At 65.7% G+C, this 12,121-nt stretch carries 13 protein-coding genes; 7 read left to right on the top strand and 6 right to left on the bottom strand.

The features are described from left to right. A partial coding sequence (locus tag JOZ00_RS01025) for an FAD-dependent oxidoreductase (protein WP_293338561.1) occupies positions 1-658 on the bottom strand: 658 nt, incomplete at its 3' end. A gap of 329 nt (positions 659-987) precedes the next feature. On the opposite strand from JOZ00_RS01025, the gene JOZ00_RS01020 reads away from it, so the two are divergent. After that, positions 988-2,655, top strand: a complete 1,668-nt coding sequence (locus JOZ00_RS01020) for a nitrite/sulfite reductase (protein ID WP_293338559.1) — start codon at positions 988-990, stop codon at positions 2,653-2,655. Then, on the top strand, positions 2,652-3,368 hold the full coding sequence (locus JOZ00_RS01015) for a sirohydrochlorin chelatase (RefSeq protein ID WP_293338557.1): 717 nt from the start codon (positions 2,652-2,654) through the stop codon (positions 3,366-3,368). The genes JOZ00_RS01020 and JOZ00_RS01015 overlap by 4 nt, the downstream gene beginning before the upstream one ends. A 3-nt stretch (positions 3,369-3,371) precedes the next feature. Here the strand turns inward: JOZ00_RS01015 and JOZ00_RS01010 are convergent, their stop codons facing one another. Continuing rightward, positions 3,372-4,313, bottom strand: coding sequence for a LysR family transcriptional regulator (locus tag JOZ00_RS01010; RefSeq protein WP_293338555.1), 942 nt, complete (start codon positions 4,311-4,313; stop codon positions 3,372-3,374). A 244-nt stretch (positions 4,314-4,557) separates the two neighbouring features. On the opposite strand from JOZ00_RS01010, the gene fdxA reads away from it, so the two are divergent. The 4 genes from fdxA to JOZ00_RS00990 all read left to right on the top strand — a co-directional run bounded on the left by fdxA (position 4,558) and on the right by JOZ00_RS00990 (position 8,492). Beyond that, positions 4,558-4,884 (top strand): ferredoxin, encoded by a 327-nt coding sequence (gene fdxA, locus JOZ00_RS01005; RefSeq protein ID WP_293338553.1) that lies wholly within the window; start codon positions 4,558-4,560, stop codon positions 4,882-4,884. Positions 4,885-5,140: 256 nt separating this feature from the next. Next, positions 5,141-5,971: a PE domain-containing protein gene (locus tag JOZ00_RS01000; RefSeq protein ID WP_293338551.1), complete on the top strand. Its 831-nt coding sequence runs from the start codon at positions 5,141-5,143 to the stop codon at positions 5,969-5,971. A 36-nt stretch (positions 5,972-6,007) separates the two neighbouring features. Then, positions 6,008-7,141 (top strand): PPE family protein, encoded by a 1,134-nt coding sequence (locus JOZ00_RS00995; RefSeq protein ID WP_293338549.1) that lies wholly within the window; start codon positions 6,008-6,010, stop codon positions 7,139-7,141. A gap of 49 nt (positions 7,142-7,190) precedes the next feature. Next, positions 7,191-8,492 carry an alpha/beta hydrolase gene (locus JOZ00_RS00990; RefSeq protein WP_293338547.1) on the top strand — a complete coding sequence of 434 codons (1,302 nt, stop codon included), beginning with the start codon at positions 7,191-7,193 and terminating at the stop codon, positions 8,490-8,492. Here JOZ00_RS00990 and JOZ00_RS00985 read toward each other — a convergent pair. The 3 genes from JOZ00_RS00985 to JOZ00_RS00975 form a co-directional block, all read right to left on the bottom strand. Then, the gene (locus JOZ00_RS00985) at positions 8,459-8,938 is read right to left on the bottom strand and encodes a hypothetical protein (protein ID WP_293338545.1); all 480 of its coding nucleotides are present in this window, start codon (positions 8,936-8,938) and stop codon (positions 8,459-8,461) included. The two genes, JOZ00_RS00990 and JOZ00_RS00985, sit on opposite strands and share 34 nt — an antisense overlap. Positions 8,939-8,994: 56 nt before the next feature. Beyond that, positions 8,995-9,429, bottom strand: a complete 435-nt coding sequence (locus JOZ00_RS00980) for a protease inhibitor I42 family protein (RefSeq protein ID WP_293338543.1) — start codon at positions 9,427-9,429, stop codon at positions 8,995-8,997. Between the two features lie 113 nt (positions 9,430-9,542). Continuing rightward, the gene (locus JOZ00_RS00975) at positions 9,543-10,448 is read right to left on the bottom strand and encodes a helix-turn-helix transcriptional regulator (RefSeq protein WP_293338541.1); all 906 of its coding nucleotides are present in this window, start codon (positions 10,446-10,448) and stop codon (positions 9,543-9,545) included. Positions 10,449-10,588: 140 nt separating this feature from the next. On the opposite strand from JOZ00_RS00975, the gene JOZ00_RS00970 reads away from it, so the two are divergent. After that, positions 10,589-11,506, top strand: a complete 918-nt coding sequence (locus tag JOZ00_RS00970; RefSeq protein ID WP_293338539.1) for an alpha/beta hydrolase — start codon at positions 10,589-10,591, stop codon at positions 11,504-11,506. Positions 11,507-11,533: 27 nt separating this feature from the next. Here the strand turns inward: JOZ00_RS00970 and JOZ00_RS00965 are convergent. After that, positions 11,534-12,121, bottom strand: a 588-nt coding sequence (locus tag JOZ00_RS00965) for an MFS transporter (RefSeq protein WP_293338537.1), incomplete at its 5' end; no start/stop codon positions are given.

The following is a 12,121-nucleotide window of genomic DNA, read 5'->3' as shown; positions in this document are numbered from 1 at the left end:
ACCGCAACCCCGTCACCGTGTCACTGCCCTCCACGGCCTCGACCGCCTTGTTAGTCAGGATGGTGATCTTGTCGTTGGCCCTGGCCCGCTCCAGCATGATCCGCGAGGCCCGGAACTCCTCGCGGCGGTGCACCAGGGTGACGCTGCGGGCCAACCGGGTCAAAAACGTGGCCTCCTCCATCGCCGAGTCCCCACCCCCGATCACCGCGATGTCTTGGTCCTTGAAGAAAAACCCATCACAGGTCGCACACGAGCTCACCCCACGCCCGAGCAACTCCTGCTCCCCGGCGATCCCCAGATACCGGGCTGCGGCGCCCATCGCCAAAATCACCGCCCGCGCCCGATGGGTCTTCCCATCCGCGGTCACCACCGACTTCACCCGGCCCTCAAGCGAAACCGATTCGACGTCTTCCATTTGCAGATCAGCGCCAAAACGCAGCGCCTGCTCGCGCATCTGATCCATCAACTCCGGACCGGTGATGCCATCACGAAAACCCGGATAATTCTCCACCTCGGTCGTGGTCATCAACGCCCCACCAAACGACGTCCCCTCAAACACCAGCGGCGCCAACTGCGCACGCGCGGCATACAACGCAGCCGTATACCCCGCAGGGCCCGAACCAATGACGATGACGTTGTGGATATCGGTGGAACTCATACGAACCTTTCAACCGGGGCAAGCAGTTAGGGCCACACTACTGCGAATCAGGCGCGGCTCCATGTCGACTCGATACGGGACAACCGGAAGGCCCTGCCGCGCAGAACGTGAAGGCGCACACACAACCAGCGGTTGTGCCCTCACAACGCTTTACCTCTACTGATGCATTCGTAAATGGTGCAGCATGGAAATCGCGACCCGTAGGTCCGATGCAGCACTTACGGGTACCAACGACAACATCATCGTTGAGCCGCGGCCCAGCCCATTTGCCGCCCTCCGAGCGATTCATAACCACCGCGAAGGCAATTCTTCGCGAAGGAGACCAGCACATGACCACAGCCCGTCCCGCCAAGACCCGCAGCGAGGGCCAGTGGGCGCTGGGTGATCGCGAACCCCTCAACGATGCGGAGAAGTTCAAGAACGACGACGCACCGCTCAACGTGCGCGACCGCATCCTCAACGTCTACGCCAAAGAGGGCTTCGACAGCATCGCCCCGCAGGATCTGCGGGGGCGATTCCGGTGGATGGGCCTATACACGCAGCGTGAGCAGGGTTACGACGGCAGCTGGACCGGCGACGAGAACATCGAAAAGATCGAAGCCAAGTACTTCATGATGCGGGTGCGCACCGACGGCAAGGCCATGTCGGCGCAGACGATGCGCACGCTGGGTGAGATCGCGACCGAATTCGCCCGCGACACCGCTGACATCAGCGACCGGGAAAACCTGCAACTGCACTGGGTTCGCATCGAGGACGTCCCCGAGATCTGGCGTCGCCTCGATTCCGTCGGGCTGGAGACCACCGAGGCCTGCGGCGATTGCCCACGCGGCATCCACGGCTCGCCGCTGGCCGGCGACTCGCTCGAGGAGGTGCTCGATCCCTCCCCCGCCATCGACGAGATCCTTCGCCGCGCCCTGAACAACCCCGAGTACGCCAACCTGCCGCGCAAGTACAAGACCTCGGTCTCGGGCCTGCAGGACGTCTCCCACGAGACCCATGACGTTGCGTTCGTCGGCGTGAACCACCCCGAGCACGGACCGGGCCTGGACGTATGGGTGGGCGGCGGCCTGTCCACCAACCCGATGCTGGCCCAGCGGCTCGGCGTGTGGGTTCCGCTCAACGAGGTCCCCGACGTCTGGGAAGCGGTCACCATGTTGTTCCGCGACTACGGCTACCGGCGGATGCGCGCCAAGGCCCGCATCAAATTCCTCGTCAAGGACTGGGGCGTCGAGAAGTTCCGCGACGTTCTCGAAACCGAGTACCTCAACCGTCGCCTGATCGACGGCCCGGCCCCGGTGCCGGTCAAGCAGCCCATCGACCACGTCGGCGTGCAGCGGATCAAGAACGGGCTCAACGCCGTCGGCGTCGCTTCGATCGCCGGGCGTGTGACAGGCACCATCCTTTCAGCGGTGGCCGACCTGATGGAGAAGGCCAGCGCCGACCGGGCGCGGTTCACCCCGTACCAGAAGCTGGTCATCCTCGACGTGCCCAACGACAAGGTCGACGAGCTGGTCGCAGGACTGGATGCGCTTGGGCTGCACTCGCGCCCGTCGTCGTGGCGCAAGAACCTGATGGCCTGCACCGGTATTGAATTCTGCAAGCTGTCCTTCGCCGAAACCCGGGTTCGCGCACAGTCTTTGGTTCCCGAACTGGAGCAGCGGCTGTCCGATATCAACTCCAAGCTCGACGTCCCGATCGCGGTCCATCTCAACGGATGCCCGAACTCGTGTGCCCGAATCCAGGTCGCCGACATCGGGTTCAAGGGTCAGTGGATCGACAACGGGGACGGTACATCGGTCGAGGGTTTCCAGGTGCACCTCGGCGGCGGCCTGGGCGAGCAGAGCGGGTTCGGCCGAAAGCTGCGTCAGCACAAGGTCACCAGCGACGAGCTCGGCGACTACATCGACCGCGTGACCCGCAAGTTCGTCGAGCAACGGGAGAACGGCGAGCGTTTCGCGAATTGGGCGCTGCGGGCCGAGGAAGCCGACTTGCGATGAGCACGCTCGTACTCACCGCTCACGGGAGCCGGGATCCGCGGTCGGGCGCCAACGCCGAGGCCGTGGCGGACCGGCTTGCGCGGATGCGCCCGGACCTCGACGTGCGGCTGGCGTTTCTGGAGCTCAACGCGCCGAACTTCGCCGACGTGCTCAGCGCATTGCCGGACAGTCGAAGCGCTGTGGTCGCCCCGCTGCTGCTGGCCAGCGCCTACCACGCGCGCCTGGACATCCCGAAGCAGATCGCGGAGGCCGGCGCGCACGGGATACGTCAGGCCGACGTGCTCGGTGAGGACGATCGGCTGGTGTCGGTGCTGCGCGAACGTCTCACCGAGGTCGGCGTTTCCCCGCTCGACGAGGACCTCGGGGTGATGGTGGTCGCGATCGGCTCGTCGAACCTCGCCGCCAACGCACGCACCGCAAAGGTGGCGTCCCGGTTGGCGATCGGCACCCGCTGGGCCGCGGCCACGACGGCCTTCGCCACCCGGCCCGAGGCGTCGGTGGAACGGGCCGCCGATCATCTGCGGCGGCGCGGCGCGGGCCGGCTCGTCATCGCGCCGTGGTTCTTGGCGCCGGGACTGCTGACCGACGGTGTCTCGAACTACGCACGGGACAACGGCATTCCGATGGCCTCGCCGCTGGGGTCGCACCGGTTGGTGGCCGAGACCGTGCTGGACCGCTACGACGACGCGGTTGCCGCCGACGTCGCCGCCTGAGTCCTATTTCGTTGCCCGGCTGGTGATGTGGCTGAGCAGGTCCCGGATTGCCCCGGCGGGTGGGTTGCGCCCACCGACCCAGATGGCGCGGAACTTACGCCGCAGGTCCAACTGCGGGATGGTGATCGCGTGCAGCCGGCCGATCGCGAGGTCGTCGGCCACCGCCAGCTGACTCATGGCCGCCGGACCCGCCCCGGCCAGCACGGCGGCACGCATCGCCGCCGCGGATGTCAATTCCAATACGGGCGGGGCCTGTTGCATGTCGTCGCCCAGCGCCTGACGCAGCGCCACCGTGAGTGAATCGCGGATGCCCGAATGTGGTTCGCGGGCAACCAAAGACGTCTGTGCGACTTCGCGAGCTGTCACGACCCGGGACCGCTTGGCCCACTTGTGGCCCGGCGGGACCACGATCACCAACTCGTCCTGCCCCACCACACAGCTGCCCAATCTCTTAGGGGTGCCGGGGTTTTCGACGAAGCCGAGATCGACGGTGCCGTCGCGCACCGCGGCGATGGCATGGTCGCTGTTGGTGGCGGTCAAGATGACCTGGGGCGCGTTGTCGCCGCGCCGCGTCGACTCCGCCTGCAGCGACAGCAGCCAATGCGGCATCAGCTGTTCGGAGATCGTCTGGCTGGCCGCCACCCTGATTCGCTCGCGTCCCTCCTTGCGCAGCGAACCCATCCCGGCGTCGACCTCGTGGGCGACTTCCAGCAGGCGGGCCGCCCAATCCGCGACGATCATTCCCGCGGGCGTGAGCTGCGAGCCACGCGTCGTCCGGACCGCCAGTGTGACCCCGATCTGGGCCTCCATCGTCGCGAGCCGCCGTGATATCGCCTGCTGGGTCAACCCGAGTTCGCGCGCGGCGCGGCCGAGGCTGCCCGTCTCGGCGATCGCCAAAAAGATCTCAAATGAGGCGAGTTCGGGCATTCGGGGGCTGAGCGGCATGGTTTGATCACATCACAACCAAACCGTGTGTCACAACGACAACTTGTGACTCCACAACGCCAGCACCCCTACCCGCCAGACGTCGGAACGCGAAAAATGGACAGCATGACCCGTGCAACCGCCGCCGACTCCGAGTAAGGAGTGCTGGCCCCACGGACATCCACGCGCTAAATTATCCAGCCTGAGCGAGCTACCCCGGATCGCAAACGGCTGACCGCTTACAGCCACGAGGGAGGAAACGTCAATGGCGTACGTGATCGCCGAACCTTGCGTCGACATCAAAGACAAGGCATGCATCGAAGAATGTCCCGTCGACTGCATCTACGAGGGCGCTCGCATGCTCTACATCCACCCCGATGAGTGCGTCGACTGCGGCGCCTGCGAGCCGGTGTGCCCGGTGGAGTCCATTTACTACGAGGACGATCTGCCCGCCGAACACAGCGAGTACACCCAGATCAACGCCGACTTCTTCGCCGAGCTCGGCTCACCCGGCGGCGCGTCCAAGGTCGGACTGACCGAAAACGACCCGTCCGTGGTAAAGGCCCTCGAGAGCAGGGCCGAGGCGAACTAGAACGCCTCGTCGGGTTTCTCGATGCTGGACTCCGGCCGGCTGGCCGGTATCAGACGATTTCCAACCCAGCCAGCAAACTAAATAGTGCTGTAAATACCGCGTAAACTCGCATTTCAGCAAATATATATTACGCGCGCTGCGGCGCGTGTCGGACCTTTCCTGTTCCGCCTGATCGGCGTCCAATGGAATTGGCGGCTTTTAGCCGCCAGAAGTCGGGCATTCCCATACCCCCGACCAATTCCATAAGGAGACACCGATGTCCTTTGTGACTACGCAACCCGAGGCTTTGCTCTACGCGGCGGGCAAGCTCGAGACCCTTGGTTCGGCGTTGACGGCCGAAAGCGCGGCCGCCGCACCCCCAACCACCGCGATAGCGCCCGCGGCAAGCGACGAGATCTCGGCGTTGCAAGCGGCGCTTTTCAACGCCTACGGGCACCTGTACCAGTCGATCAGGGCCCAGGCCACGGCGATTCACGAGCAGTATGTGCACACCCTGGGCACCAGTGCCGGCTCCTATCGCGAAACGGAGGCCGCCAACACAGCAGCAGCCCAACTGCCCTCCTCGGGCCGCTCGGCGGCCGCCAACGCGCTGAGCCCCAACGCCGCAACCGACCCGCCCGGTGACAGCCCCCTCGCCAACGTCACCGACATCGGTTTGGGCAACTTCAGCTCGGCGACCTCGGACCTGCTTGCGATGGCGGGCGGTGGCCTGCTCGTCAGGCCCGACTCGATGGCCCCGATATCGGCAGTCTGGCCCGCGCCGGCCCTGACCGGCGCAGTCAGTCCCCCGGCGAGTTCTGCCGGGGCATCCATGGGAGTGGGTCTTGGACAATCAGGCCTCGGACAGGCCGCCTCGGTCGGCCGGCTGTCGGTGCCGCCCAGCTGGGGCACGTTGGCGAGCAACTCGGCAACGCCGCCAACGACAGCGACGTTGACCGGCTGGATCGCGCCTGCACCACAGAGCCCGTCGGTGGCCGGCGTGCCGGCCGGCGTCCCCGCGATGGCCACGGCCGGCAGGGCCGGCGGATTGGGTGCGCCGCGCTACGGCGTCAAGCCGACCGTGATGCCCAAGCCGACCGGCGTCTAAAGAAAATCAGACTTTATCTAAAAGGAGTGCAGGACAATGGATTTCGGAGCACTACCCCCAGAAGTCAACTCGGCACGCATGTACGCGGGAGCCGGCGCCGGACCGATGATGGCGGCGGCGGCCGCATGGAGCGCGCTGGCCGGCGAATTGAGTACCGCCGCAGCGGGATACGAATCGGTGGTGACGGAGCTGACCGGTGAACAGTGGATGGGTCCGGCGTCGTCCGCGGCGGCCGCCGCCGCTCACCCGTTCATCACGTGGCTCACCGGCACCGCCGCCCACGCCCAGCGCGCAGCTGCGCAGGCCACCGCGTCCGCGGCGGCCTTCGAAGCCGCATACGCGATGACCGTTCCCCCGCCGCTGATCGCGGCCAACAGAACCCAGCTGGCGTCGCTCGTCGCGAGCAACTTCCTGGGGATCAACACGCCGGCGATCATGGCTACCGAGGCGCACTACGCCGAGATGTGGGCTCAAGACGCCGCGGCCATGTACGGCTACGCCGCATCGTCGGCGGCTGCCGGGCAGTTGGACCCGATGACGCCGCCGGCGCCGACCACAAACCCGGGCGGGGTCGCCGCTCAAACAGCCGCGGTCGCAGGCGCCAACACGCAAGCTGGGCTTACGAACACGATCACCGCCGTACCAAACACGGTGGCGAAATTCGCCTCCCCGCTTCAGGCGGCGGCGGATCCGCCCCTCTTGAGCAACACGCTTGTGCAAAACACCGTCAACGGTGCGGTCAACACGGCGGCATGGTGGTCCATGCAAAGCATTGCGTGCTCGGTGACGTTGTCGCACACCATGAATGGCGTCCCGTCGTTCATGCTCGGAACCGCCGGCATCTATGACGGACCGTGGCTGAGTGGGGCGGTGGCGCAGGCCGGGTCGACCGGCATGGCCCAGGGCTCCGTGCTGGTGAGCGCGGGCCAGGCGTCCACGGTAGGCGGTCTGTCGGTCCCGTCCACCTGGTCCGCGGCGGCGCCGGCGATGAATTCCAGCGCCGCCCCGTTGCAGGGCTCGGGCTGGACCATGGCCGCGGAGGAGGGGGCGCCGGTGACGGCGGTGCCGGCCGGAATGCCGGCGATGGCGATGGCAGGGAAGGGTCTTGGATTCAGCGGGCCGCGATACGGGGTCAAACCCACAGTGATGCCGAAGTCGGTCTTCGTGTGAGCTAGCTGGTCACGGTCTGCCCGGTCGGCGCGCCTAATAAGGTGGGCCCATGCGAAGAGCGCGAATCATCCACATCATCCGGCAGATAGCGTCGCTGGCGGTCACCGCGATGACCGCCGCATCCACGCTCAACGCCTACCGGCCGCTGTTTCGCGGCGGATTCCCGTCGCTGTACTCCTGGATGTTCGGGCTGGCCGTCACGGAGCTGCCGTTGCAGGTGCTGGCCAGCCAGCTGGGCGGACTGGCGTTGACGGCACGTCGCCTGACGCGGTCGGTGCGGGTGGTGGCGTGGCTGGTCGCGGGCGTCTCGGCCCTGGGCCTGCTCAACCTCAGTCGCGCGGGACACCGGGCCAACGTGCCCCTGACCGAGGCGCTGGACAGCGGCCTGGGAGCCGACCGGCTCACCGAATCGGCGAATCTATGGCGCCGGCCCGCCGGCAGCGGCACCGCCAAGACGCCGGGCCTGCTGCGGATGCTGCGGATCTACCGCGACTACGCCCACGACTCCGACATCAGCTACGGCGAATACGGCAGCGCCAACCACCTGGACATCTGGCGACGTCCCGATCTCGACCCAAATGGGAAGGCGCCGGTGCTCTTCCAGATCCCCGGCGGCGCCTGGACGACGGGAAACAAACGCGGACAAGCACATCCGTTGATGAGCCACCTCGTCGAGCTCGGCTGGATCTGCGTGGCGATCAACTACCGGCACAGCCCGCGCAACACCTGGCCCGACCACATCGTGGACGTCAAGCGCGCCCTCGCCTGGGTCAAACAGCACATCGCCGAGTACGGCGGCGACCCCGAATTCATTGCCATCACCGGCGGTTCGGCCGGCGGCCACCTGTCCTCGCTGGCCGCGCTCACGCCCAACGACCCGCAGTTCCAGCCCGGATTCGAGGACGCCGACACCCGGGTTCAGGCGGCCGTGCCGTTCTACGGCATCTATGACTTCACCCAACTCGACAACACACTGCATCCGATGATGCCGGGGCTGCTGATCAAGTCGATCATCAAGCAACGGCCGTCAACTCACGCGCAGACGTTCGCCGCCGCGTCAACCGTGAACCATGTCGCCCCCGACGCTCCCCCGTTTTTCGTCCTGCACGGCCGCAACGACTCATTGGCTTACGTCGAGCAGGCGCGCACGTTCGTCGAGCGGCTGCGGCAGGTCAGCACGCAGCCCGTCGTCTACGCCGAATTGCCGTTCACTCAGCACGCTTTCGACATCTTCGGCTCGGCCCGCGCGGCGCACACCGCGGTGGCCGTGGAGCAATTCCTGGCCGAGGTCTACGCGAAACAACGCCAGGTGGCCGTTCAAGACTTGAGTCGCACCCCGGCCGCGCGGTAGACGAAGACCGGCTCGACCGAGAAGCGCAGCTTGGTCGCGGGAAGTTCTTGCAGTACCTCGTCCGGGATCTTCTTCTTGTAGTTGAGCTTCATCGAGCCGCTGAAGGCGGGGTCGACGCCGTGCAGGTCGATCTCGATGTTGATGCCTTTGTCGGTGATAGCGGCCCTCGCCGGACCCCTGTTGGTGTCCCAAGGACAGTCGATGGACCGCAGCCGGCTGTCGCCTCGCGCGGGGAAGGTGGCGACGATCCGGGCGGCGGAGAAAGCGAACGCTCCCGTGTAGCGGGAAACGCCGGAGGCCGAATACACGCCGGGCACATGGCCGCTGAAGTGCCGGTTCACCCCGACTTTGCCCGCGCTGAAGATGATGCCCTCGGCTTCGAGTTGTTCACTAAGCGCGGCGGGCAGTTTGCCGATCTCGGACAAGTTCCGGAGAAATCCCAACACGCCGTAGACCGTAGCCCGAGGGATAGTCGGCGCGCAGTCGTTTGCCAGAGAGTGGGTTACTGCACCGTCACGGTGGCGGTGTAGGTGCACGACGGGTTGGAGTCTTTGCCCACGAAGCTGTTATAGGTCGTGCTGATCGTCGTGCTACCCGGCCTCAGCGCCTCGAAAGTCCACACTTCGGTGCCCGGCGCTCCCAACGCGTCGGACGATGGCTGCACAAACTGGTGATCGATTTGCTTGACGACCCCCGAATCGCCGACCTTCATGTCCGGCTTCCACCGGTACGGGGTGCTGTAGTTGGAACCCAACTTCACGTAAAGCGTGTTGCCGACGGTCAGGGTGATGCTCTGCGTGATGTCGCTCTGGTTCAACACGTCAGCCATGGGGACCTTCAGTGTTTTGGTCGTCGGCGGGTTTCTGGACGCGAAGTGACAGCCCATCACCGTCGACGAGACGAGCACGACGACTGCTATCAGCAGCCTGATCTTCACGAGAATCCCCCTTCGATTCCGGTCGCAGCCTAGTAGGTCTGCATTCGGACCGAGAAGAGCGTTGCCGACGTGTTCGTCGCCACTGCTTGAACAGCTATACCCGAAAGTCGTGACTAGTCGGTGGCGGCGCTCGGTGTATCGCGTTCGGTCCAGCTCGGATCCGGCGCGAATTGCGCCTTGAGACTCCAGCTGGCCAGAATCTGCAACGCCTGTGCAGCCGGGGAATTGGGTTCCGCGGTGTATCCGACCAACGACAGTCCCGGCGCCGCGGTGACGGCGAAGACGTTGTACATCAGCGATAACTCGCCGAACTCGGAATGGCGGAATCGCTTTACACCATGCCGATGCGCGGTGACATTATGGGCGGCCCAGCGGGTGCGGAACGCTTCGCTGCGGGTCGCCAGCTCGCCGACGACCTGGGTGATCGCCGGCGAATGAGGTGAGCGCGCGGCCTCGGCCTGCAGCAGCGCGACGGCCTCATCGGCCGTCCTTTCCCACTCCGGGAAAACCTCCTCCGCATAGGTGTCGAAGAAGATGAACCGGGCGAGGTTCGGCACGCCGGTCGCCCGGTCGAACACTGGGGCGTACAAGGCCCGGCCGAGCCGATTCGCCGCAAGAATGTCGAGGCTGCCGTTCATGACGATCGCCGGCGACGTGCCCAGATTGTCGATCAGACCCTGCACGCCGTCGGGAATCGCCTGGCTCGCCCCCCGCTTGGTGCGGGTCCCCGTACGAGCGCCGATCACCGCTCGCGCTAGGTCGAAGAAATGGGCCGTCTCGTCATCGCTCAGTTGCAGCGCTCGCGCCACTGCATGCAGTACGTCGTCGGACACGCCGCCGACGTTGCCCCGCTCGATCTGCGTGTAGTACTCGGTACTGACGCCGGCGAGTTGCGCCACTTCCTCGCGGCGCAGCCCGGGCACTCGACGTCGCCGACCTGACGGCAAGCCCACCTGCTCGGGCCCGATCCTCGCCCTGCGCGTCATCAGGAACTCCCTGATGTCCTTGGCGAGGTTCATACCGCAACGTTAGGGGGAACACTGGCTCTCAGGCAGGGGCTGCCAGTCCCCCCAATAAGAAGCGCCTCCCTAACCCCGCTACGCGTACGTAGCGTCCGTCGTAGCAACGTATTCACGACGAACAAATGAGGTCAGCAGACATGCCGAACGAAGACCAGGCGCAGACAGCATTCGACAATTTCGTCCAGTTGTGGACGACCGCGACGACGGCCGGGCGTCGCGCTCCGGTCCTTCGACGTCCCGACGAGGTCGGGCTGGACTACGAGGACGTCTTCTTCCCATCGATGGACGGGGTACCGCTAGAAGGTTGGTTCATTCCCGCCGACTCCGACCGGCTGATCATCCACAACCACTTCCTGCCGGGGAACCGCTACGGCTACCCGGGCCATCTTCCCGAGTTCGGCGGCCTGGGCGGATTCGAAGTCAACTTCCTGCCCGAATACAAGGCCTTGCACGAAGCGGGCTACAACGTCCTCGCCTACGACATCCGCAACCACGGGATGAGCGGGCAGGGCAATGGCGGCATCGCCGGCATCGGCCTGACCGAGTACCGCGACGTGATCGGCTCGCTGCGCTACGCCGCGGCTCGTCCGGAAACCAAGAAAATGAAGAAGGCCCTGCTATCGGTGTGCCTGGGAGCCGACTCGACGGCGGTCGCCTGGTCGAAACACCCCAACGAGTTCTCCGAGATTCAGGCCATGGTGATGCTGCAGCCGGTCTCCGGGCGCTACATCGTGGAGGAGTTCGTCAAAGGCATCGGGATGAAGGACGGCTACGAGAAGTTCGACAAAGCGGTCCACGAGCGCACCGGATTCCGCCTGTCCGAGCAGTCGCCGCTAGAGCACGTCAAGGCCGTCACCGTGCCGACGCTGGTCGCGCAGGTGCATGACGACACGATGACCCGGCCGCAGGACGTGCAGGACATCTACGACGCGATCCCGGTCGCGGAGAAGCGGTTGCACTGGATCGAGGGCACCGATCGCCGCTTCGACGGCTACAACTTCTTCGGCGTGCACCCCGAGGTTCCGATCGAGTGGTTCGACAAGCACGTCAGCTGACGTGAAAGTGGTTCTTACACAGAGCGTTTAGGACGCCAAGCTCAGTTGCCGCGCGGGAGTCTGGCGAACCAACAGCGCGGCCAGCAGCAGCCCTGCCACCAGCAGAGCGGTCACGAATCCCACGGTGGCCGGCCAGCCGCCGCCCCGGTAGACCAGGCCGCCGAGTGCGCCGGCCACCGACCCGCCCAGGTAGTAGCCCAACAGGTACAGCGCCGACGCCTCGGCGCGATCCCGCTCGGCGAGGGCACTCACCCAGCCGCTCGCCACTGTGTGCGCGGCGAAGAAGCCGCCGGTGAACACGCCGGCTCCGACGGCGACCGCGACCAGGGTGTGCGGCATGGTCACCAGCAGGCCGGTCGCGGTGATCGGCATGGCGACCCCGAGCACGAGAGCGCGCCCCTTACGGTCGGCGAGCCGTCCCGCGACCGTCGAGGTGACGGTTCCGACCAGATAGAGCAGGAACAACATGCCCACCGTCGACGACGACAAGTGAAACGGCTGGGCGGTCAATCGGTACCCCAAGAAGTTGTACACGGTCACGAACCCGCCCATCAGCACGAAGCCCAGGCCAAAAAGCTTGATCAGTAACGGGTTTCGCAGATGGGTGAGCAGGCT

It is taken from the genome of Mycobacterium sp. (assembly GCF_019243155.1).
Classification (GTDB): Bacteria; Actinomycetota; Actinomycetes; order Mycobacteriales; family Mycobacteriaceae; genus Mycobacterium.
This window is presented reverse-complemented; position numbering and strand designations above follow the sequence as displayed.